Annotated in this window: 22 protein-coding genes; 6 read left to right on the plus strand and 16 right to left on the minus strand. The window is 46.9% G+C overall.

The genetic code is table 11. The annotated features are described in order from the left end of the window. Positions 1 to 46: 46 nt before the first annotated feature. The 8 genes from ACES2C_RS04610 to upp form a co-directional block, all read right to left on the minus strand. Positions 47 to 2,149, minus strand: coding sequence for a SurA N-terminal domain-containing protein (locus ACES2C_RS04610; RefSeq protein WP_374165831.1), 2,103 nt, complete (start codon positions 2,147 to 2,149; stop codon positions 47 to 49). Between the two features lie 100 nt (positions 2,150 to 2,249). Further along, on the minus strand, positions 2,250 to 2,816 hold the full coding sequence (gene lptC, locus ACES2C_RS04615; protein ID WP_374165832.1) for an LPS export ABC transporter periplasmic protein LptC: 567 nt from the start codon (positions 2,814 to 2,816) through the stop codon (positions 2,250 to 2,252). 3 nt (positions 2,817 to 2,819) lie between these two features. Continuing rightward, entirely contained in the window at positions 2,820 to 4,115 is a 1,296-nt protein-coding gene (locus ACES2C_RS04620; RefSeq protein ID WP_374165833.1) for a hypothetical protein, read from the minus strand. Beyond that, positions 4,099 to 4,848 (minus strand): type III pantothenate kinase, encoded by a 750-nt coding sequence (locus ACES2C_RS04625; protein ID WP_374165834.1) that lies wholly within the window; start codon positions 4,846 to 4,848, stop codon positions 4,099 to 4,101. The genes ACES2C_RS04620 and ACES2C_RS04625 overlap by 17 nt, the downstream gene beginning before the upstream one ends. 244 nt (positions 4,849 to 5,092) lie before the next feature. Further along, positions 5,093 to 6,067, minus strand: coding sequence for a DUF6427 family protein (locus ACES2C_RS04630; protein WP_374165835.1), 975 nt, complete (start codon positions 6,065 to 6,067; stop codon positions 5,093 to 5,095). Positions 6,068 to 6,327: 260 nt separating this feature from the next. Next, positions 6,328 to 6,666 (minus strand): DinB family protein, encoded by a 339-nt coding sequence (locus ACES2C_RS04635; protein WP_374165836.1) that lies wholly within the window; start codon positions 6,664 to 6,666, stop codon positions 6,328 to 6,330. Beyond that, positions 6,663 to 7,373 carry a YjjG family noncanonical pyrimidine nucleotidase gene (locus ACES2C_RS04640; RefSeq protein ID WP_374165837.1) on the minus strand — a complete coding sequence of 237 codons (711 nt, stop codon included), beginning with the start codon at positions 7,371 to 7,373 and terminating at the stop codon, positions 6,663 to 6,665. The genes ACES2C_RS04635 and ACES2C_RS04640 overlap by 4 nt, the downstream gene beginning before the upstream one ends. Further along, on the minus strand, positions 7,357 to 7,998 hold the full coding sequence (upp, locus tag ACES2C_RS04645; RefSeq protein WP_374165838.1) for a uracil phosphoribosyltransferase: 642 nt from the start codon (positions 7,996 to 7,998) through the stop codon (positions 7,357 to 7,359). The genes ACES2C_RS04640 and upp overlap by 17 nt, the downstream gene beginning before the upstream one ends. Before the next feature lie 283 nt (positions 7,999 to 8,281). Here upp and uvrB point away from each other — a divergent pair, with 283 nt between their 5' ends. From uvrB to ACES2C_RS04665, 4 genes are all read left to right on the plus strand, one after another. Continuing rightward, positions 8,282 to 10,309 (plus strand): excinuclease ABC subunit UvrB, encoded by a 2,028-nt coding sequence (uvrB, locus tag ACES2C_RS04650; RefSeq protein WP_374165839.1) that lies wholly within the window; start codon positions 8,282 to 8,284, stop codon positions 10,307 to 10,309. Positions 10,310 to 10,347: 38 nt separating this feature from the next. Next, positions 10,348 to 10,545, plus strand: a complete 198-nt coding sequence (locus tag ACES2C_RS04655; protein WP_374165840.1) for a YwbE family protein — start codon at positions 10,348 to 10,350, stop codon at positions 10,543 to 10,545. Between the two features lie 64 nt (positions 10,546 to 10,609). Next, positions 10,610 to 10,879, plus strand: a complete 270-nt coding sequence (locus tag ACES2C_RS04660) for a DUF4834 family protein (RefSeq protein ID WP_374165841.1) — start codon at positions 10,610 to 10,612, stop codon at positions 10,877 to 10,879. A gap of 205 nt (positions 10,880 to 11,084) precedes the next feature. Beyond that, entirely contained in the window at positions 11,085 to 13,577 is a 2,493-nt protein-coding gene (locus ACES2C_RS04665) for a YfhO family protein (RefSeq protein ID WP_374165842.1), read from the plus strand. A gap of 426 nt (positions 13,578 to 14,003) precedes the next feature. On the opposite strand, the gene ACES2C_RS04670 is transcribed toward ACES2C_RS04665, so the two are convergent. Together ACES2C_RS04670 and ACES2C_RS04675 are read right to left on the minus strand one after the other, a co-directional pair. Beyond that, entirely contained in the window at positions 14,004 to 14,741 is a 738-nt protein-coding gene (locus ACES2C_RS04670) for a glycosyltransferase family 2 protein (RefSeq protein WP_374165843.1), read from the minus strand. Continuing rightward, positions 14,731 to 16,014, minus strand: a complete 1,284-nt coding sequence (locus ACES2C_RS04675; protein WP_374165844.1) for a glycosyltransferase — start codon at positions 16,012 to 16,014, stop codon at positions 14,731 to 14,733. The genes ACES2C_RS04670 and ACES2C_RS04675 overlap by 11 nt, the downstream gene beginning before the upstream one ends. 60 nt (positions 16,015 to 16,074) lie before the next feature. Here ACES2C_RS04675 and ACES2C_RS04680 point away from each other — a divergent pair, with 60 nt between their 5' ends. Continuing rightward, positions 16,075 to 16,821, plus strand: a complete 747-nt coding sequence (locus ACES2C_RS04680; RefSeq protein ID WP_374165845.1) for a class I SAM-dependent methyltransferase — start codon at positions 16,075 to 16,077, stop codon at positions 16,819 to 16,821. A 29-nt stretch (positions 16,822 to 16,850) separates the two neighbouring features. Continuing rightward, complete coding sequence (locus ACES2C_RS04685) at positions 16,851 to 17,747, plus strand: hypothetical protein (protein WP_374165846.1); 897 nt, start codon at positions 16,851 to 16,853, stop codon at positions 17,745 to 17,747. Here ACES2C_RS04685 and ACES2C_RS04690 read toward each other — a convergent pair. From ACES2C_RS04690 to ACES2C_RS04715, 6 genes are read right to left on the minus strand one after another with little or no spacing between them, the layout of a single operon-like run. Next, positions 17,744 to 18,433: a cytidylyltransferase domain-containing protein gene (locus tag ACES2C_RS04690; RefSeq protein ID WP_374165847.1), complete on the minus strand. Its 690-nt coding sequence runs from the start codon at positions 18,431 to 18,433 to the stop codon at positions 17,744 to 17,746. The two genes, ACES2C_RS04685 and ACES2C_RS04690, sit on opposite strands and share 4 nt — an antisense overlap. After that, positions 18,430 to 19,479 carry a nucleotidyltransferase family protein gene (locus ACES2C_RS04695; protein WP_374165848.1) on the minus strand — a complete coding sequence of 350 codons (1,050 nt, stop codon included), beginning with the start codon at positions 19,477 to 19,479 and terminating at the stop codon, positions 18,430 to 18,432. The genes ACES2C_RS04690 and ACES2C_RS04695 overlap by 4 nt, the downstream gene beginning before the upstream one ends. Next, positions 19,479 to 20,636 carry a UDP-N-acetylglucosamine 2-epimerase gene (gene neuC, locus ACES2C_RS04700; protein WP_374165849.1) on the minus strand — a complete coding sequence of 386 codons (1,158 nt, stop codon included), beginning with the start codon at positions 20,634 to 20,636 and terminating at the stop codon, positions 19,479 to 19,481. The genes ACES2C_RS04695 and neuC overlap by 1 nt, the downstream gene beginning before the upstream one ends. Further along, on the minus strand, positions 20,633 to 21,640 hold the full coding sequence (gene neuB, locus ACES2C_RS04705; protein ID WP_374165850.1) for an N-acetylneuraminate synthase: 1,008 nt from the start codon (positions 21,638 to 21,640) through the stop codon (positions 20,633 to 20,635). The genes neuC and neuB overlap by 4 nt, the downstream gene beginning before the upstream one ends. Position 21,641: 1 nt before the next feature. Then, the gene (locus ACES2C_RS04710; RefSeq protein ID WP_374165851.1) at positions 21,642 to 22,280 is read right to left on the minus strand and encodes an acetyltransferase; all 639 of its coding nucleotides are present in this window, start codon (positions 22,278 to 22,280) and stop codon (positions 21,642 to 21,644) included. Continuing rightward, positions 22,277 to 23,425 (minus strand): LegC family aminotransferase, encoded by a 1,149-nt coding sequence (locus ACES2C_RS04715; protein WP_374165852.1) that lies wholly within the window; start codon positions 23,423 to 23,425, stop codon positions 22,277 to 22,279. The genes ACES2C_RS04710 and ACES2C_RS04715 overlap by 4 nt, the downstream gene beginning before the upstream one ends.

Raw genomic sequence — 23,425 nt, forward strand, 5'->3', positions numbered from 1 at the left:
AAAGGTCTGAAAGACAACCTCCAGACCTTTTTTTTGCTATTTTTTTTTAGAAGAACTTTAAGCGATAATCTTTCACATCGGCCTTCTCTCTGAGCACTTCCATGATCTGACCCTGTGCTCTTTGTCCGATCATCTGAGACATCTGCTGCTTCTGACTGAAGGTGTTCGTCAGAGGCGCCGGATTTGTAAAGCCGTTCAATTGAACAACATAAACGCCCTGCTCACCTTCTATCACCTTAGACATCTTCCGTAGCTGAAGTCCGAAAACGGTTCCTACTACCTTATTCTCCTGGGCAACGCCCGGGATGATGGGGTTAGCAAATACAACGTTTTGAACAGGCTGAACAGGACGCCCCACTTTAGAAGCAACCTGATTGATTGATGAAGCACCTGCGAGGGCCTTTTCCATCTTCTCTGACAGCATCCGTGCCTTCACATGGTTACGAACCAGCGGCTCAATCTCCTTCTTCACTTTCTCAAGGGGCAGGATACCCTTTTCGCGAATATCGTTTAAGCGGGCGACTACATAGGTATTTTCAATCTCGAACACCTTTTCAGACACGTCGCCTTCTTTTGCCTCAAACGCCCATCTCACAAGCTCTCTCGGATTTTCCAGACCTGCTACTGCAGACTGCGAAGGAGATATATTCTCAGCCACCAGCTTCCTGAGCTTATGCTTCTGAATTTCCTCATCAAATGACTTGGAGTTTGTTGCAGCCGACAGGAAAGAAGAAGCCTTGCTATAAGCCGTCTGCTGCGTCTGGCTGCTGCTCGCTACTGTCTTGTCAACAACGGCTACCTTAGCTACTCTAGAGGAGCCTACCTGCTTGTCTATCCTCACCACGTGAACACCGAACTGGGTGGCCACCACTTTAATATCACCAGGCTTTCCGTTGAACACTGCTTCTTCGAACGCCGGGATCATCGCACCTCTTCCAAAAGTACCAAGATCACCACCTTTATCCTTTGACGCGTCAGATCCGAATTTTCCAGCAAGTTCAGCAAAGCTTCCACCCTTCTTGATCACTCCCAAAATAGAGTCAGCCTTTGCTTTTGCTTTGTCAATCCCTCCAACGGTTGCAGGATTAATCAAAATATGACTTGCCTTTACTGAGTCAGGGCTCATCCTTACATCTACTACCTTGGCCACCTTAAACGCGCCGTTGCTGAATACAGGGCCGATGATAGTTCCGACAGCAGCCTTAAACACAGCGGAGTCAAGTGCAGGATCAAGCTGTCCCTTTTTGACGTAAGCTACAGGGGTTTTAGTATCTGAATTTACACTGACAAAAAGTGAATCGTTAGGAGTAGTTCTGAAATCGGCAGCCAGCTTATTGATCTGCGCCCTTGTTGCAGCCGAATCAGCCTTGGAAGGACTGGCGTCGAAAACGACGTAATCAAACGTCCTGGACTCTTCCCTGTTCAGAAATCTCTTTTTATTCTTATTGTAAAACTCCTGATAATCGTTATCAGTAAGCGTTACCTTGCTGTCGGGAATAGAAGCATACTCCAGATTGACGTAGTTGAAGCTTGCAAGCTTGTTACGCTGAGAATAATCTTCCCTCGCTTCCAGAGAGGTAACATAAATACTGTTCTTTACAAGATTGTTGTATTTCTGGAACAGACGACCCTTTCTGATAGATAAGAGAAAATTCCCCCACTGCTGGCCCATGGGGCTGGAAGGATCCTGATTTCTCATATTATTCATAAAAGCGGTCAGCTGCGAACGGTTGATCTGTCCGGTCTGGGGATCGGCAAAAGCCTGAACTACCTGAGGATCGGGATTCTTACCGGTGATCATATCGCTCATTTCTGTTTCGCCCACTTCAATTCCCAGTCGTTTCACTTCCTTGTTTAACAGGATTTCCATCACCGTCTGGTTCCATGTATTTTCTACCACATAGGAAGCCATTTGAGGGTTCAAAGTAGACTGGCCCATCTGTTGCTTAAACTGCGCCTCGTTCTGCTCTACTTTTTGTCTGAATTCGTCAATATTAATTGCTTCTCCTGCAACTTCTCCAACATCGGTCTGATTACCCCTTAAGAAAGGACTTCCCATCTTAATGGCATCACCGACTAAAAAAGCCACTATTGCCAAACCGATCGCTCCTACAAGGATGACACCTGCCCGGTTCCGCAAAAAACTCATTATTCCCATATAATCTAAATTATTCGTATTCAAAAAGAGGGCGCAAGATACAATTTTTACCAAAAAATAGTAAGATAAATTATTCCAAGAGCCGTAGAAATCACTCAATTAAAGTGGTACCAGAAGGAAAGTTTCCCGTCGCGTCGGTAAGTTCCCAATGTTTAAAGTCCTCATCGCTGGAGAAGCCGTTGCCGAACACGATGTTGCCATTTGGCTGGGTGATGGTGACGAGCTTGGTGGAATAGACGGGATTGGGTCTTCGTGGGTCATAGATGAGCTCGTCAGACTTAAAGACATCGCCCTTTACGCTTGTTCCAACTACATTCTTCCTCATTTCCACTACCCGGCTGTTCTCATGTTGTATAGCATAGTCGGAAACGATGCGACTGCTTTCTTTCTGATTTTCATCAAAAAAGATCACCGTTGCCCCTTTAGGCATCTCGTAATAAGGATTTTTGGTGTGATACCGGTTGAGCTCAGGAGTGATCACCTTGGCCTTGACTTTTGCAGAATCACTGTAAATGATCTCTACTCCCGTAGACTTGTCAACCGGGACGGACTTTTTCTGGGAGGACACTTTCTCAACTTCCCTCAGGTCATTTTCGCACGCAGTTAGCAACACTGAAGCATATGCGAGAGTAAGAAGCCAGATAAAACCGCGTTTCAAAGTTTAGTCGAATTTATACTTTCTAAACCACTGATCATTTAAGGTAAAGCCCAGATGCACATTTACGTACCGTTCACGAACCAGCCGGTTTGACACAGTGCCCCGCTGGCCAAGTTCGGCAGCTACGTTTATCTTATAGAAGGTTGTCCTGGTGGGACTGGCCTGCAAAGGAAAACCGAAGCCGACCGTAACCGCCATCTGCTCTACGTCTGTATTATTCAAACGGACATTGGTTTTGTCATAGGAGAACCCCAATCTGTAGTCGACCACTTTGAAATAACTTCCAACAGAATTGATATCAGGCGTGATCTGCCCGCCCACAGAGATCCCCAGAGCGTTCTGAAGGCCGGGGTTTGTGTTTCCCTCGCGATATTTGGACCACTGTCCGAGGCGTAAATCCGCGCCGAGCAGCCACTTGTTCATCTTCTCGAAGGTAAAACCGAAGGTATGCATTACCGGCAGTTTGAGCGATTTTGTCTCAGATTCATTGAAGTAAGCCGTATCTGCTGCGACTTCTTCCTCCCCGCCTGAGCTTTTAATATACCTCGTAAAGACGCTCTTCTGATCGAGATTAAGGTTAGTTGAAGCACTTCCCGCGTAACCAAGGACCATTCTTACTTTTGAGTTGAGATTCGCGGCATATTGAAGTCCGTAGTCAAAGTTCAGTCCCCCTATGCTGCTGCTGTTTTGCTGACGTGTATTATATGCACTGTAATCATTTACAAATTCGAGGGAGCTGTTTCTTTCAAGTTTACCAAATATATAAGTCAGGTTAGCACCTACACTCAGGTGCTTAAAAAGCTGTACGCCATATCCTAAATAAGCCTTAGATAAGCCGCCATCTCCGTTATATACGAAATCTACTGCGTTGGTATCAAGAGTGCCTCTCTGGCGGGTTTGATATCCGAGACTGCTGAAGGGGATGATACCAAAACTGAGAGCAGATGTCTTAGTGACCGGAATACCAAAGACGAGGTGGCTTAATGAACCTGTAAAATCACTTTCGGAAGCACCTCCTTTAGTCCTGCTCAAAATCTCACCACCGATTCCGCCATCGAATGTAGTCAGCTGTATAGACGAATAAGAAGCAGGATTTGCAAGGTTGACATTGTTATAAGATCCCATCTTCCTGATTCCTGCGGAAAGCCCGCCCATGGCGCGGGTTTGAGGCAAAAGCGATCTGTTTAACAAACCCGGTCCGTACTGTGAATATGTTGAACTGGTTGTCGTTTGAGCCAGCCCCTTCAGGTTCCAGACAAAAACAAATAAAAACAAGGTATACCTAAAAAATCTGCTCATTATGATGAATAACTTCATTTAATCCAATCAAAACCAAATGTGGCTCCACTTTGACGTTGCCCGCAAAGATGCTACTTTTCAGCTGTCTATCAAAAAAATTAAAGTCGCCCCCACACAGAATAACCTGTAAGCCGGGCCACTTTTGCTCATATTGTTGTATAAAGCCGATTGCCTCATACACCACTCCGTTTGCCACCCCCGACAGCATTGCTCCCGCGGTATCGTCTCCGTAATCCTTATTAAAGTCGGGATCAAAATCAATTAACGGCAGACGCCCGGTAAAAGTATTCATCGCCTTAAGCCTCATGCGGATACCAGGAGAAATACTTCCTCCGTAATAGGCCCCTTCTCTATTAATAAAATCATAGGTTATACACGTGCCTGCATCTATAACCAGGCTGTTAGCTCCCGGATTTAAAGCATATGCGCCTACCACGGCAGCATAGCGATCGAGCCCCAGAGTAGATGGAGTTTTATATAGGTTCCTTACTCCTCCGTCGAGCTCTGAGGAGAATCGCCAGTATTTGCAGTTTTTCTCCAGGAATATCCTCAACTCTGCCGGTTCTTCTGCCACGGAGGAAACAATAGCATTTGCAATAGGATAGGTCGTCAACCAAGGCAACACCTCAGCGGGCGTTACGGCAACAGCCGTTTTAAACTCCAGTAGTTCCCTGCCGGAAAATACCGCCATTTTAGAAAACGTATTACCTATGTCTACAACGAGATTATACATTAGCTTTATTGTTGACAGGACGACAAGCCCTGTCTCCTGTAAATCTCCGCCTCCAAACCCAAAAATGTGACGCTGCTTCACAACTTGACGCCCTGAATAAAGGGGCGGAATACAGCCTGGAGGGAAGAGTGCGTGGGGGCACGAACGTCATGACACAAAACTATTTAAATTTTTATTGGTATTCGGCCGGCAGGTGTTAAAAAAGGTTAATTACAAGCAGTTGGCGACTTTCCTATACAAAGAGCTACACAAACTGAAAGTAGATTATAAAGACTGCAAGCACCAGATACAGGCTTTCATAAAGCCATTTTTTAGAAGACGTGAGAAAGAAGTGAGCCGTCAGCACAGAGACGGAAGGCACCGCCATGATGAAATGATGAACCGTATAGGTGCGGGTGAGATAGAAAGACAAAAACGTAAAGCCGATGAGGAACGAGAGGATAAAGAACGATTTCCTTACGTGAACGCTGCTTCTGTAAAGCTTTGTCCTGAGAGTAAGCAACGACAATGCAAGGATCAGCAGCACGGGGATCAATACAGTGTAATCATAGAGGTTTACTTTGAAACCAGTCCTGAATGGTGTGATTGTTGGGATTATATTAAAAAAACTATAAAGTGAATCATTTAGATAGCATAATATCCCAACCAAAAAAGCTACCGTTATAAAACCAACAATGCCGGCAATCCATTCACGCCAATTGAACGGACGAAAAATAATCAGAGATACCCAGAGCATTGGAAGCATGCCGATGAAGGGAAAATAGATGAGCGTACCCACTGCTATAATCATCCCAATATCAAACAGCACAGCCAAAGCGTCCTCTCTCCGGTAAACACTTAAGAACTTTTCTATTATCCACAACACCAGAAAGTTGACCACCAGAGCAGGACTCAGGACGACAAAGGGTTCCAAAACGGCCGAAAGAGTTACGTACATCAAGGCGGGGACAAAAGAAGGCTTGGCGAGCAAGTTGTAGCCATTGACAATGCGATTAAAAAGAACCGCCTGAATCAATACCAGAACTGTGGCATAGAAGACATTACTGAATGGCGTAAAAAGATCAGAAGGAACCTTTAGAAGCAGGGCTGTATACGGTTCAAACGGGGAAAAGGCAATTGAGTCAGGGAGGCTCAGGAGGACGCCCGTGCGCAGGATGATTGCAATGACACAAAGCAATATCAGGTTAACAGGATTCAAACTTCTGAACTGACTGATCATACGGGGAAACGCCTTTTTTCGGAAGGCAATATTAGGATAATTGAAGGGAATGACGAAAATTTAAATGAAAGCCTTGCCTTTGCCTGTTCAGTTCCCTGATAAGCGCCTTAACCGTTTGAAGTGGTATTTGCCGTATATCTCGATGAATCGAATCCACTCCTCACAATTGAGGAGGCCAAGGCGCTGATGTCTAACCCGGTTGTGCGGGGAACATTTTTTTGCTTTCGGCAGGATCTGATTAAACTTTTCAACGAAACGGATCAGTTCATTACGAGCATCCTCCTTTGAAACGACGGTGACAAGAGCGGCGATATTATCGGGTATCTTAACAGAGCCGGGGGGAACTGTCCGAAATAAAGGATAGCGCGGGTAAACAGCGGCACGCCGTATCCCCGCTGAACTTGCCGGCCATAAATACATTTTTCTACTGCAAGAAGCGAGCGCATGTTCACCTGGTTAATGTGGCAATAGATCTCCGACACCGACCAGCTGCCGTCTTCAGGTTTCCTGCAAAACTCTTCCTCCGAGAATCCTCTCAGAGCCTCCTGATATTTGTTGATCACATCCAGAACAGACCGGGTGTTTATCCTGCTACTCATAATAACATGGTAAGTTCCTCTAAACTGTTTATTTGAGCTGGCACGTCCGGGGGAACAGGCTTTCTTGCAGGATTGAAATAGATGGCGTCTATCCCAAAACGTATTGCGCCCCGGATATCTGCTTCTATGCTATCGCCGACCATCACGCTCTCTTCTTTCGAGGCACCCGAACCTTCCAGTGCGAAGCTAAAAATAGCCGGATCGGGCTTATTAACTCCAACTAATTCAGAAATAATGATTGACTGAAAGTACTGGCGAAGTTCACATTGATCGACTTTTGATGTGGTAGCTTCCAAAAAACCGTTTGATATCAGATGCAGCGTATACTTGCTCTTCAAATATGCTAAGACCTCATGAACTCCTGGAAAGAGATTTGTCTTGGTCGGGCATATCCGCACATAGTCGTTCTCAAATCCAGGGGGAATGACTTCGGCAGACAAGCCCATATCAAGGAATGTCTTTTTAAAACGGGTCTCCCTTAGTTCAGTCTTACTGATCGCGCCAAGATGATAGGAAGCCCAGAGCTGATGGTTATTTTCAGTGTATACCTTTATAAAGGTATGAGGACAGGCAACACCAAGCGCTTCCAACTGATGGGTCTGATATAGCTCATGAAGCGTTTCCTCAGCGTTCTTATCGAAATCCCAAAGTGTGTGATCGAGGTCAAAAAAAATGTGCTTGTATTTCATTTCACTCTTTCGTTCCATAGGCGAGGTCTCCGGCGTCTCCTAATCCCGGTACGATGTAAGCTTTAGTGGTCATCTCTTCATCGACAGCACCAAGCCACAGTTTTGCCTTAGGAAGGTTTGCCTTAACATAAGCCACGCCTTCTGTACTGGCAATCACGGATACGATATGAAGCTGCTTTACCTTGTACTGGTCAAGCAGTTCCTTACAACTCAAGACGATACTCCTGCCAGTCGCGAGCATGGTATCGGCAACGATTACGATCCGGTCAGTCAGGTCGGGACTGGTAACATATTCTTTTTGAATAACAAATCCGTCGTCCTTAGTAGTCTGACGATAGGCTGCGATAAAGGCAGAATCTGCTTTGTCAAAGTAATTCAACAAGCCCTGATGGAGAGGCAGGCCTGCACGGAGTATCGTTGCGAGAACCGGCTGCTCAGCAGGAACCGGAACAAGGGCTGCACCTAGCGGCGTCTCAAATTCAGTCTCCACATAGGTGAATGTCTTGCTTATTTCATATGCAAAGATCTCTCCGATTCGTTCCAGATTTCGCCGAAACCGCATGCTATCCTGCTGTATTTGAGCGTCTCTCAATTCAGCAAGAAAGTTATTCCCAACAGAAGCAGTATTACTTAAAACAAACATATAAGGTTAAAATTAATGATTTCTAATTGTATAAAACACAAGAATCGCAAATGTCGTGGTCATATATTGTAATAAAAATGACGCAAAGCAGCCTTTTTCAAATTCTTCGGGAGTGAATAAACTAAAGCGACAGGTCTTCCGTTATATATAGCATATAGCGTTATTTTAATGCTGTTGTTAAATAAGGTTTGATTTGAGAGGCTGTCCTATGAGCGGGGGCAGCCTCTTTTTATTCTGCCTGACGCGGTATCCAGCCGGCGCATAATTCTTATCTTTGATATCGATGGACTTCAAATTAATATCTGACTACCAGCCCACCGGAGACCAGCCAGAAGCAATCAGACAGCTGGTGGAGGGGGTTCAGCGGGAAGAGCACTACCAGACCCTTTTAGGGGTTACGGGCTCTGGAAAGACCTTTACAGTGGCGAACGTGATCCAGCAAACACAAAAGCCTGCCCTGATATTAAGTCACAACAAAACTCTCGCTGCCCAGCTATACGGAGAATTCAAGCAATTTTTCCCTGAAAATTCCGTCAACTACTTTGTTTCTTACTACGATTACTATCAGCCCGAGGCTTATATTGCCACGACGAATACTTACATCGAGAAAGACCTCCAGATCAATGATGAGATAGAAAAGCTACGATTAAGGACTACCTCCTCTCTGATGTCAGGCCGGCGCGACATTATTGTTGTTTCATCAATCTCCTGTATTTACGGTATGGGGAACCCTGAGGATTTTTACAACTCGGTCTTTAAGTTTGCCGTAGGCACCAGGATCAGCAGGAATGCTTTCCTGCACCGCCTGGTTGAGATTCTCTACTCGAGAACGACTGCAGACTTCAAAAGAGGTACTTTTCGTGTAAAAGGAGATACCGTGGATATCTATCCTGCTTACCTCGACTATGCATATCGGGTCTCTTTCTTTGGGGATGACATAGAAGAGTTAAGTGCCATAGATCCGGGAACAGGTAAAACGCTGGAAAAGATGACACATATGGTTGTTTATCCTGCGAATCTCTTCGTTACCCCACGCGACCGGTTTAACAAATCGGTTTGGGCTATTCAGGAAGAGCTCGAAACACGAAAACAGCAATTGGTTACCGAACAGCGATTTCTGGAAGCCAAACGACTGGAAGAAAGGGTAAACTACGACCTGGAGATGATGCGTGAGCTGGGCTATTGTAGCGGAATTGAAAACTATTCGCGATTCTTCGACGGAAGAACTCCCGGGATGCGCCCTTTCTGTCTGCTGGATTACTTCCCTGACGACTATCTGATGATCATAGATGAAAGCCACGTAACCGTGCCGCAAGTGCGGGCAATGTATGGCGGGGACCGATCCAGAAAGATGTCGCTGGTGGATTATGGCTTCCGGCTTCCGGCAGCCCTCGACAACCGTCCGCTTAATTTTGATGAGTTCGAGCGCCTTGCCCCCCAAACAATTTATGTGAGTGCTACACCAGGCGATTACGAGCTCGAGAAATCAGGCGGGGTGGTAGTTGAACAGGTTATCCGGCCAACTGGCTTGCTTGATCCTACTATTGAAATACGTCCTGTTATCAATCAGGTGGACGACCTACTTGAAGAGGTGGATCAGACTGTGAAGCAGGGAGACCGGATACTGGTGACGACCCTGACGAAACGAATGGCAGAAGAACTGACGAAGTACATGGACCGCCTGGGAATAAAGGTAAGGTATATTCACTCGGAAGTAAAAACGCTTGAACGGGTCGAAATCCTGAGAGGCCTGCGGCTGGGAGAGTTTGACGTCCTGGTGGGAATCAACCTTTTGAGGGAGGGACTGGATCTGCCGGAAGTATCGCTGGTGGCAATTTTAGATGCCGACAAGGAAGGGTTCCTGCGCTCGGAACGATCGCTCATCCAGACAATCGGAAGGGCAGCGAGAAATGACCGGGGACGTGTAATCATGTACGCCGATACGATAACCGACAGCATGCGCATAACCATAGACGAGACAAACCGTCGCCGGGAGAAACAGATCAAATACAACGAAGAGCATGGCATTGTTCCGCGAACAGTAGGCAAATCAAAAGAAGCGATTATTGAACAGACATCTGTAGTTGACTTTAAAGGAGGCGTACAGAAGGCATATGTGGGAATTGATGAAACAAACAGTGTGGCGGCCGACCCGATCGTTCAGTATATGAGTAAACCGGAACTTAAAAAGGCAATCGAAAAAACGAAAAAAGACATGCTTGCGGCAGCCAAAGACATGGACTTCCTCCTTGCAGCTAAGTTAAGGGACGAGATGTTCGCGTTGGAGAAGGAACTAGAAGGAAGAGCGTAAGAGAGAGTATTTATACGACATTGACAGACTGTAACAGAATGAACGGACAGAACAGGAAGGACATTTATCCCGGACTTGAGGTAGAAATTATTTTAAAGAAAGATCAGCGTACGGGAAAACGGACGCGAGGTATCGTGAAAGACCTTCTCACGAGTGCCTCCTATCACTCAAGGGGTATAAAGGTAAGGCTGGAAGATGGTCAGATTGGCCGGGTAGCCGAGATAATAGAAATGTAAATCTTATTTTACGTGCGTAATATTTTCTGACTTTATTCGTCATATTTGTAGTTTAATTTTCAGAATGGCTTTATTAAAATTCCTCTTCATAACAATTTGCATATTGTGGCTGATCAAAATGCTGGTCAGGCTTTTGCTTCCTCTTCTATTTCAGAAACTGGTTAACAAAGCACAACAGCAGGTAAATAATCAATACCGTGAGCAACAGAGGCCTTACAACGGCCAAAACTACAACAACGGTAAGATAAACATCGACTATATCCCTCCGAAGGATAAAGAGGCGAGGGCGGCTGATAAAGCCGGCGATTTTATCGACTTTGAAGAGATCAAGTAGGTTCACAGGGGCTTCGTCCCCTCACACTCTTATGCGCCTGCTCCTTTAGCTGCATGTTCCCTTTCCCTTAGTCCATTTCTCCAAGCTAGCGGATGTAGGGGCATCCCGCAAAGTGTCACGACCGTACCGCTGAGACAAACTAACCGCAAAAAGCAGCTTTGCCATCGCTCAAAAAATTCTATTTTTGGTGACCAATATTTGAATAATGAGTAACTGGTTTAAACGGAACGGCATTCACCTTGCCATTATAGGTCTTTTTGTTGTTATATGCTTTGTTTACTTCAGCCCTGCCCTGCAAGGCAAGATCCTCTACCAGGGAGATGTGCTGCAGGCGAAAGCGATGCAAAAGGAGATTATGGATTTCAAAGCCAAGGACGGCACAGCTCCTCTTTGGACGAATGCCATGTTTGGCGGAATGCCTTCTTACCAGATATGGACCCAGTACTACATGAACGTTGCTTCTTACCTGATCCAGATCTTTAATTTTATTTTCCCCAATCCGGTACATATCGTTATCATCCTCCTGCTGGGAGCCTACCTGTTATTTTCACTGTTAAAAGTTAAGCCCTGGCTTGCAGCGGCAGGAGCAATCGCCTTTGCTTTTTCCACCTATAACTTTACTATTCTGGAGGCCGGCCACTTGAACAAGGCAATGGCTATCGCATTTTTCGGACCTATTGTGGCGGGGGTCATCCTCACCTTACGAGGAAAGTACCTCCTTGGTTCGGCTATTACTGCTCTTTTTGTAGCTCTCGAGATCAGGGCCAATCATATTCAGATGACTTATTACCTGTTTCTCGTGCTGCTGGTTTTAGGAGGGATAGAGCTTTATCATGCGATCAGGACCAAAACAACCCCCAATTTCTTTAAATCTGCGGGCTGTCTTGTTGCAGCGGCAATACTTGGGATAGCGGTAAATGCAGGCACGCTTTGGACCACCTACGAATATGGACAGGAATCGATCCGGGGGAAGTCAAACCTCAAAAGTGAAGGCGCGAAGCCGGCAGAGGGACTGGATCGTGAATATGCATATCAGTGGAGTCAGGGCGTGGGAGAAACCCTTACATTTCTTGTTCCCAATGCTTACGGGGGTGAATCGGGTAAGAAATTAGACAAAGACTCAGAAGTTGCAAAAGCATTAACAAGCAAAGGAGTTCCTCAGGAGCAAGTTGAAGGTGCACTTCAACAGCTACAAGGGATGGGCTTGATCAATACCTACTGGGGCCCAAAACCATTTACCTCCGGCCCTTACTATTTCGGCGCTATCATTTGCTTTCTGTTTGTAGTAGGGCTGTTTATCGTGAAAGACCGTATTAAGTGGTGGATACTGGGAGCAACTGTACTTACCATCTTCCTCTCCTTCGGTCGCAACCTCCCATTCCTGTCTGATCTGTTCTTTAATTACTTCCCTCTTTACAATAAGTTCCGGGCGGTTGAGTCGATCTTGGCAGTTACCCAGCTTTTATTTCCAATCCTGGCCGTTCTGGCGATCAAAGAAATTACTGAAGGGAAACACGAGCAAAAGGAACTTCTAAAGAAACTGCAGTATGCTTTATATGTGACCGGGGGACTTCTTCTGGTCCTGATCTTAGTTCCAGGCCTATTCCTGAGCTTTAAAGCGATCAACCACGATTCGATCCAGCAGGGACTGGTTCAAGTGACCCAGGGAGACCTGGGATTCGCTAATTCTTTACTGAACGGCCTTATTGCCGACAGGACGAGCCTGCTCCGCATAGACGCTATTCGCTCGCTTGTTTTCGTCCTGATTGCTGCTGCAATCCTCTGGGGCTTTATTAAAAAGAAGATCAATGCCCAGCTAACGTTTATTTTAATTGCTGCTACAACCTTAATCGACTTATGGTCGGTTGACAAGAGATACCTGAATAATGACAAATTTGTAGAACAGTCAGTGATCAATCAGACATACCAGCCAAGACAGGTAGACGAGCTGATAATGAGAGACGTCAGCCCTGACTATCGTGTTTTGGATATGACCATTAACACCTTCTCTGACGCATCGGCCTCATACTTTCACAAGACGGTGGGCGGGTATCATGCTGCCAAGCTGAAGAGATTTCAGGAAGTTCTTGAAAAGCAATTTAATAATGCAGTTAATGAAGATGTGTTGGATATGTTGAATACCAAGTACGTCATTACTGCTGACGAGAAAGGCCAGTCTCAGAGAATTCAGAACCGTGAAACTGCATGCGGTAATGCATGGTTCGTTTCCAAGATCCTTTACGTGAAGAATGCAGAAGAGGAAATGGCTGGAATAAATAGCTTCGACCCTAAAAAAGAGGCCATTGTAGATGAAAGCTTTAAGCCGCTTATTGACCTGACGAAAGCCGGAACTCCCGACCCCAATGCGACTATCAAGCTGGTGGACTACCATCCGGACCATCTTACCTATGAGTATTCTTGTGGAAAGGATATGATCGCAGTATTCGCTGAAATTTGGTACAGCAAAGGCTGGAATGCATATGTAGATGGAGAGAAAATTCCGCATTTCAGGGCAAACTACATTTTACGGGCAGCGCAGCTTCCTGGTGGAAATCACAAGCTCGAGTTCAAATTTGAACCAGTGTCTTACTATGCAGGCGAGAAGATCTCGCTGGTCGCCTCGATCCTGTTACTGGGAGGACTTGGATTTGCGGGCTTTAAGGAGAGAAAAAGATCAGAAGATAAGAAGACAAGCTGAGCAACATCAGGACAGAAATACCAGGAGGCTGCAAATCGATGCAGCCTCTTTTTTTGTAATCATTTTAAAAGAACGCCATAATTGAAGCGATGCCGTTTTTTCTGAACGTGTCTTTGTTTTTAAAAGCCGGGAAAGAACATTCATGCGACATTCACGCGACTTTTATCCTTGCTTGTAAGCGCAGCTCATGACTATTTAATCAATCAGACGTTGCATTGCTCTTTTAAGGATACTCCCTTCAAAAACCTTTTGAGACAGCCCTTTTTTAGTCGGAGTACTTGGCTCTGCACCCCGCTCCCAGCGCCCTCCGCATTTAGTTTCAGGACGAGCTTATCAGCTAAGCAAACCAAAAGAACTTTACTGCAGGCTCCAATACAGGCCAGCCAGACGTTCTTCTGGCTTCTCAGTCGTTCGTTCTTCTGTGGACTAAATAATAGGCCAGAAGCCGAAGCGCAATAATGAAATGATTAAAGAGAGTAGGCAACAGCCCGTAATGAAACTTAAATATTTCGAAACGTTCACGCAGGCTCTGGCGATGTCTTTTTTTGACATCCCCCCCACCAGATATTTTGCAACATACTGATGCGTGTTTACCACTTTAGTGGCTTTTTTAAGAGCCTTGAGAATCCAGTCGATGTCGGCGCTTAACTGATACCGGAGATCATAGGGAACTGTAAGCGACCGGCGGATGTAGATTGCCTGATGGCTGACACTCATTCCATACCGAAAGCTATAAAAGTTGAGCTTGGCGGGAACTTTATGTCGCCTGCGACCCTGGCTTTGCCAGTTTTGATCAAACATCTCCGTCTCGCCATAGTAGATATCGGCGCCCCGGGCAGCGCTGAAAACGTTTGCTACTGTGTCAGTCGCATAAATCTCGTCTCCGGAGTTCATGAAGAGCACGTAGTCGCCCGTTGCGTATTGTAAGCCCTTGTTCATGGCATCGTATATGCCCTTGTCTTTCTCACTTACCAGGCGGGCTATACTCTCGCTATATTTACCGATCACATCCAGGGTGCCGTCAGTAGAGGCCCCGTCAATGATGATGTATTCGATACGCGGATAGGTCTGGTTCAGGACTGAGCGGATGGTCCGCTCAATATCTGAGACGTTGTTATACACGACGGTGATAACACTTAAAACGGGCTCCCGGTTATCTTGCACGTTTGCTTCTGTAATTTTCCAGCATCTGCTGATATAGTTCAATATGGCGATGGGCTATTATAGGGCCTGAAAACTTATCTTCAACTGTCCGCCTCGCCTCTGCGTTCAGAGCCATGGGCGCGGAATGGGCATACACCCATTCTATTCCTGCTGCGAAATCCTGAGACGAACGGTACTGAGCGAGATAACCGTTTTCTTTATGCTGCACCATGTCGGGAATACCTCCGGTAGTAAATGCCACCACAGGTGTACCACATGCCAGGCTCTCCATAACGGTATTGGGCAGGTTATCTTCTAATGAAGGGGTTAAAAACGCGTCCGCGGCACTATAGTAAGCAGCGAGCTTCCGGTCATCTGAAATAGTTCCAAGAAAGGTTGTCTTTACAGGGAAGTCGGGCACGTTCTTTTCGTCCCGATTTCCAAATACAATCAGCTCGATCCTGGAGCGATCTACATCCGTACTTCCAGCCAGGATCTCCAAAGCTTCCAACAGGAAAGGCGTTCCCTTATGCAGATCCTTTTTTGAAGGCATAAAACCGCTAAGCATGATAAAGCTATCAGGATTTAAACCAGCCTGTTGCTTAGCCAAGCTCTTTTCGACAGGCTTGAAAACTTCTGTATCGAGCGTATTCGGAATAACTTCAATCTCAGCTGTTCGCAGCAGTTTACTTCTTTTCACCGAAGCAGCCATCCAGGTGCTAGGAGCCACCACATGAAAGTCAAGCTTCTGATACGCTGACCTCTTGGCTTTCCAGATCCTGTGCGACAAGTCACGTGGACCCCGTTCTTTCAATACGGGGCAGTTTCCGCATTCGTTCTCAAAATGATCGCAGGTATAACGAACATGGCAGCCCCCTGTAAACGCATTGCTATCATGAAAAGTCCACGCTATCGGTTTATTAAGCTTTTGAAGTGCTTTTAAATCGCGGGGGCGCAGAAATGCGTGATTGACCCAGTGGAGGTGGATCAGATCTGCATCTTTGAGAAGAGCCTCGGCACTCAGGTCCTTGCCCCATACCGGAACCGAAAAAGGGATCTTTACCTTCTTTGAATACATGGAGCTGACAAAACGTTCGAGAAGGATTCCAAAAGCTGTGAAGCCTTTAGGCAGAAGGCCCGCATTCAGGCTTTTAATTGAAGGATCGGCCCCAAACTTATAGTTGACCAAGACTTCAGATTGCAGCCCTGCAGCGTTAAGGGCATCATTTAGGCGAAGGCACGCGCGACCCGCCCCTCCATTTCCATCGTATGCGTTCAGATGCGCTACTTTCACGGCTCAAAAATACAATTCAAAGAAGTCTTTCTTCTCATTTTTTTCTTTCTTTGTAGAAGTATGTCCAATACCCTGACTGATCGTAGCTTTTGGAGCAAATACTGGGAATCGAAGAAGGGACTCGCTTTTTCGGTGAACAGGAACTATCTTTTCCATCAGCATCTATCGGCAATCGTTGAGAAGAAGCAGCCTGCAGAAGCAATAGAGCTCGGCGGCTTTCCAGGCTATTATGCAATTTTCTTAAAGAAGCATTTCCATATATCCAGCACTTTGCTCGACTACTTTGTTCATCCCGGCATTCTCCAGCAAGTGCTACAGGCAAACGGCCTCACCGAAGGTGACATCCACGTTATAGAAGCTGACCTTTTCAACTGTAGTACTCCACAGCAATACGATCTCGTTTTGTCCTGCGGGCTGATTGAACATTTCAACGACACCCGCGACATCATTCAGCGGCATGTTCAGTTTGTTAAGCCCGGAGGAACGTTATTCATTACTCTTCCTAACTTCCGGGGAGTGAACGGCTGGTTTCAGAAAGAGTTTGACCTGGAGAATTATGAAAAGCACAATATTGCATCCATGGATCCGGACCTGCTCCGGTCGATCGCTGTAGAGCTGAACCTGAAGGACGTAAAAGCATCCTATTATGGAGGATTCAGCGTTTGGCTGGAAAATAAGAACAGCGTGTCAGCACTTACAAAACTTTTCATGAAATCCGTCTGGTTCGCCGGAAAGGTGATTACTAAAACATTCAGATTCGAATCGCGGGCTTTGTCGCCTTACATTGTATTACAGGCGACTAAATAAAGAAAGTCCCGATCTCTAAATCAAACACCATGTTACAGAACATTTATAGCAGAGCCGCGTCAGCCGTCTCTTCTTCAATCAACACCGCACTCTCCATCATCAAGATACTGCTGCAAGCAAAACCAGGGCTAACGTTACCTGCAAGTACAAAAAAGGAATGTTATATCCTGGGTAACGGACCCTCGCTGGCAGAATCACTTCGCTCACATTCCGACCTGCTTTCGCAGTCGGAATTGTACGTTGTAAATGGCTTCGCCATCTCAGAATATTATGTGCGTCTGAGGCCCGCGAACTATGTTTTTCTGGATCAGTACTTCACCGGGTATGACGGGCAGAATACACCGATTCCTACCGTCAAACAGACGTTTGAGCATATGATTGCTGACACGTCCTGGCCCCTTACCCTCTTTGTACCTGCATCGACAAGAGCGAACCCTTTCTGGAAGGAACTGCAATCAAAGAATCGCAACATCCGGGTAGCATTTTTTAATTACGTGGTATTCAAGGGATCGAGCAGTATCGCACATTGGTTCTTCCGTCACAACCTCGCCATGCCTCAGTGCCAGAACATCCTGGCAGCGTCGATCTATCTCACTATTAACAGGCACTATGAAAAGGTATTTTTACTGGGAGCAGACCATTCCTGGCACGAGCAGCTCATCGTAGATGAAAACAATACAGTGGCTACCCTGGATAAGCACTTCTATAATACCGGCGGCACCCAGGTCAATCTGAAACAGCGGGCGATTAAAGCAGACTCCTATGGAGTTCATGCGTACTTTGCCTCTCTCGCAAAAGCATTTTACAGCTATGTAGTACTCAGCAGATATGCAAAATCGCAGAAGGTCGCCATCTATAATGCCAGTTCAAAAACATATATTGATGCATTTGAACGGGTGACCCTTCCAAAAGCGGAGAGAGACTAAAGAAGCTTAGTCCTCAGTATTGTTTCACAAATCATCCAGTCGAGCGGAGAGTCTATATCAACCGAATAAAGATCGCTCATTACATACTTTCTGACCTTCGTAAACTGATTCAGCGGCTTACGCCTCACCGAGTCGGGATTAATGAGATAAATAGAGCCGTTATAGAAGTATACGTCGGGGCAATCCTGCCGCCTGGAGAACTGGCCCTTTTTGGAGAGCTCTAAAAAGCCGTCGCCATTCTCTTCGAACAAGGAAAAATAAGGATTATGGTGCGGCTTACCCACGGAGACCACCATATCGACTTCTGGAGAATATAGTTGGTCCATCGCCCTGAGGTCTTCCAGATTTCGGAAAGGCGAAGTAGGCTGCAGCAGAATAACCTTCCCGAACTTTTTTCCCTGCTCCTCATAGAACCGCAAGGCATGAAGAATAACCCCATGTGATCCGGCGCTGTCTGTAGCCAGGTCCTCCGGCCTTTTAAAAGGTACGCCAATGCCGCAGCTTTGCGCCACCTCTATAATTTCGTCGTCGTCAGTGCTCACACAGATATTTTTAGGCCGTGTAAACGACAAGGCAAAATCAATTGAATACTGAATAAGCGGCTTTCCTTCCAGGAGCTTAATGTTCTTTTTAGGAATACCTTTAGACCCACCGCGTGCGGGAATCAGAACCAGGGCGTCTTTCATAACTTGAGATGTCTGATGTCCTCCTGAGCCTTCATATAATCCTCTATCCGTCCTATGTCAAGCCAGTATCCCCGGATGGGATAAGTAAGGATCTTTCTGCCAGCCATGATCAGTTCGTCCATGAATGTTGGCATATCATACCGTTGACCTGCCGGGATCATGCTTATCAGCGATTTTTTTATCAGATAGATACCGGCGTTGGAGAAATAAGTATATCGCGGTTTCTCTTTCAGTGAAACCACCTCGTTTCTGCTGTTTACCTCGAGAACCGCGTAGGGAATATCTATTTTGTAGGATGAAGCCGCGACCGCCATATCCGCAGACGCGTCCTGAAACTCTTCGTAAAAGTCGGCAATGTCAATGTCGGTAAGAAGGTCGGAGTTCATCACCAGGACCGTATCCTCTGAAAAACTTTCGATACGTGTGATAGCACCGATAGTGCCCATTGGCTTATCCTCGTCAACATAGTTGATACTCACCTTTTTCTCAGCGCCATCACCAAAGTGTTCCTTCAGCATATAACCCAGATAATTGACACTGATATGGATGTTGCGCACACCATGCGCAGCGAGCCGGTCAATGTTATGTTCGATGATCGGCTTAGAGCCTACCTTAAGAAGCGGTTTGGGACAGTTATCGGTTAGGGGACGCAGCCGTTCGCCTCTGCCGCCAGCCATAATAACTGCTTCAACAGGCAACAAAGGCCGATAGGTCTCCACATCTATAATGTCGGTTACTTCTCCACTCTCACCAACAACAGGTACATAGCGTATTTTCCTGCGCCTGCATTTGGCCAAATCCTCAACCGAGGGCTTGGCTGTTGTAAAATAAGTAAAGTTACGGTGGACAGCAATGTCAACAGATGCCTCGATCGGCGAACCATCCAACAGAGCTCTTCTTATATCGCCTTCGGATAGTGATCCTATAAGTTTTCCGGAGGCAACCACGAAAAGATCGACATCGATGATTGCAAGTCGGTCTATTTGCCGTAGCGCCTCTCTCAGCGTAGCGTCCTGAGCAATCAGGAGTCTTTCAAAATCTTCCATTACAGATCAAAAAATTTCTTTTTTAAAGCGGGCCGTCCCGTATATTGCCCCAGTATAGCCATTATAGCAGGCGCTGTACCACCAGCTCCATATGGGTTAGTGACCGTTTTTGCATAATCAAAGAAGGATTCGGAAAGTATCTGAGCAAGACCAGCGGTAATTTCTGACCGCAGCGGAGCAACATTTACGACAGATTCGGCGCGCGTTCTTCCTTTCTGTCGGTCCCCGATGTCCAGAACAGCCTTTCCCAGGGCCGGGCCTTCAATGATACCACTTGAAGAGTTTCCAACAACCGCCCTCGCGTGTTTCATCAGGGACAGATAACGGAGCTGTCCCAAACTTTGATAGGCTTTAGCGCGTCCCCGGTGTTGTTCCACATACGACTCTATGCGCTTAATAATCACTCTGCCGTTAGCGTCGGCATTAGGCAAGGTAAAGACAATCCGCAGTTCGGGAAAAGCATCCAGGGCTGCAAGAAGCTCTTCAATCTGTGCAGCCGCACTTTGCTCTTCAAGAGTCACAGGATGGAAGGTGATCAGCACACACTGGTCACCTATCTCAAAATCAATCGACTGTTGCAGCTCCTCTCTGCCGAGCAATTTCAAGCCCTGAATATTGTCTATGCCGATCGCCCCTGTGTTGAAAACCCTGGAAGGGTCCTCACCAAGTTGAATAACCCTGTTCCGGTGACTTTCAGTCGACGTGAAATGAAGGTACGACATCTTGGTAATCGCATGGCGAAGCGCGTCGTCAGTAGCGCCTTCTGTAATCTCTCCTCCATGTAAATGGATCACAGGGATCCGCTTCAAGTGAGCAGTCGAGACAGCAGCGAAGGCCTCGAACCTGTCGCCGAGCACGAGCATCCAGTCAGGCTGCAACCTGGCCAACGCATCTGCGTAGCCCATCATCGCAATTCCGGTTGACTTTGCGATCGCGGTTTCAGAGTCGGCCGACAGAAGGACTTCGACCTTTTCGTCTATATGGAACCCGTCGTTCTCAATTTGCTTATAGGTAAGTCCAAATTCAGACGAGAGATGCATGCCGGAGACGAGTAATTGCAGCTGGAAGTCGGCATGTACCGCCAGAAGCTTCATCAGAGGATACAGGAGGCCATACTCAGCACGGCTTCCGGTAAAGACACATATCCTGGTTTTCATATCCGGATCAGTTCATCAGCTTTAAAATCGCAGGGGGCTAAAGTACCAATAACTTCGTCCCATTTCATCGGGCTTATGCCGGTGCCCGGCCTTTTTACAGTTATATTTTCTTGGGTAAAGGCCTCTCCCTGCCGGATGTCGCGCGCCGCTACAATGCTTTTACGGGCAATTGTAATATTCTTGATCTCGGAGGCGGAAGGCTCTTTGTAACCTGAGCCTTGCAGAGCCTGTTCGATGTTCCGGATGCCCTGTACCATCGCCTTGAGCTCAGGTGGCTCAAGTGACGCAGCGTGATCCGGCCCCTCCATAGCTCGGTCAAGCGTAAAATGCTTTTCAATTATTGTGGCACCCATTGCTACAGCAGCCAGAGGGATCTCGATACCGCGGGTATGATCGGAATAGCCTACCTGAGTGCCGAAAAGCTCTTTTATCGACAACATGGCGCGCAGGTTAACGTCCTGTACCGGGGTTGGATACTCGGTATTGCAATGAAGAATGCTTAGCTGCTTTTTATCTGCTCCTGCCTGAAGCAGAGCATCCAGCGTGTCTTTTATCTCCGCGGAGGTGGCCATGCCCGTCGATAAGATGAGCTGAGGAAAACTGACAGCCATTTTCCTCAGGTAAGGCAGGTTCGTCAGCTCCCCGGAAGGGATCTTACCCAATTTAATACCCATGCTGACCAGAAGATCGATACTCTCTGAATCAAACGCAGTAGACAGGAATTCAATACCCCGCTTTTTGCAATGATCAAGCAGTGCGTAGTGATCGCTTTCTGAGAGCTCCAGCCGCTTCACCATCTCCAGCTGACTCTCCGCTCCTCCGGTAGTTCTCACCTGATAATCCGCCTTGGCGGCATTCTTTGAAATGATCTTATCGGCCTTAAACGTCTGAAACTTAACAAAGTCAGCGCCTGCTTCTGCAGCACAATCTACCAGACGCCTGGCATTATCAAGCGATCCGTTATGATTGACGCCGGCCTCTGCAATAATTAATGTCTTTATCATATTATGATATTCTTCTGGCAGGGCTACCCGCATAGACGCCTGCATCCCTAATACTCTTATTGACCACCGTGCCCGATCCTATCACAACATTCCGGGCAATGGAGATGTTATGGTTGACTACCGCATTGCTCCCGATGAAACAGCCATCTTCAATCAGACACCCTCCATTGATCACTGCATTTGTCGAGATATGAACATGGGAACCCACATGGGAGTCATGATCTATTACCGCACCGGTATTGACTATACTGTTGGCCGCCAGAGTGCTGCCCGCATTCATCACCGAGTTATGCATCAAGACGCTTCCCTCTCCGGCCGAAGCATAGGGAGACAGATAGGCTCGCGGCGAGATAATCAGTGGCAAAACGGCGCCAAGCTGCTTCAGGTACAGGTATAACTCCCGTCTCCTTGCCGCTGTCTTTACCTGCCCTAAGGTAATCAGAAACGAACAGCCATCCTTCAGCAGATTAGGTATGTCTTTGTCGGCTGCCGAGATCTCATAACTCAGCACCTTTTCGCCGAGCTTATTCTCCGCATCAACAATGGCTTCGATGGAGTACAGGCCGCTTTGTTCGAGCACGTCTATGCAGGACCTGCAATGTCCGCCTCCTCCTATCAACGCAAGCTTTTTCCGGTTCATTGATTTCGTACACTACTGGGAATATTCACAAGGCGTTCCTCCAGCCATTCAGCATTACTCAGGTCCCCTTTCAAACAGTTCCGGTACATAGGCAGACGGTTCATCAGCTCCCAGGCTGGTCTAGACATCACCTTTTCAGTATTGGATTCAGAAAGGAAGCTATCTCTGGCCGGACGATCAGCAAACAGGATCGCATTGAGCCAGTAATTTGCAGTAGTACCCTTGCGCTCTGTAATAAAAGAGATGCCGCTATCCTGGAAAAAGCCGGCATACTCGCTGCTGAGCGCCCGCTTCCTTTCCAGAAATACCGGAAGCTGTTCAAGCTGCGCGCAGGCAAGGGCCGCATTCAGATTGGGCATCCGGTAATTGAAGGCCACATGGTCGTGAACAAACTCCCAGGTGTGAGGCTGCTTAGCTGTGGTGGAAAGGTGTTTAGCGAGTCTGGCATACCCTTCATCGTTGGTGACGATCGCTCCGCCCCCACCGCTTGTAATCGTTTTATTTCCATTGAAACTAAACGTTCCGGCAAGGCCAAAGGTGCCCGTATGCTGGTTGCCGACGTAACTCCCGATGGATTCAGCAGCGTCTTCAATCAGCGCAATTTTCCATTCGGCGCATACTTCTGCTATCTCCTCAATGAAAGCAGGAAATCCGAAGGTATGCATGGGGATACATACCGAAATACGGCGCCCGGTCTGTTTGTTATAGCACTCATTTCCCCTTACTACTGCATAGTCTTTGAGGAAACTGCTTAATGCATCGGGGGAAAGCCCCATCGTTTCACGGTCAACATCTACAAAAACCGGAAGAGCCCGGCAGTGAGAGATTGCGTTTGCAGTTGCAACAAAGGTGAGCGGCTGGGTAATAACTTCATCTCCATCTTTTACGCCCCCAACGATCATGGCGAGGTGCAGGGCCGTCGTCCCGTTTACTGTTGCTACCGCGTATCTAGCGCCCGTTATCTCCTGCATCATCTCCTCGAAACGATTGACATACTTGCCTACGGAAGACACAAAAGTTGATTCTATCGTATCAGACACGTACTTCTTTTCATTCCCGCCAAAAAGGGGAGCGTGAAGCGGGATGAAGCCTTCTGGTTCTTTAAATATCGACCGGACAAAGGCTATGATATCCGAATTGCTCAT

Origin of the sequence: Arcticibacter sp. MXS-1, from assembly GCF_041902385.1 — a bacterium.
Classification (GTDB): domain Bacteria; phylum Bacteroidota; class Bacteroidia; order Sphingobacteriales; family Sphingobacteriaceae; genus Arcticibacter.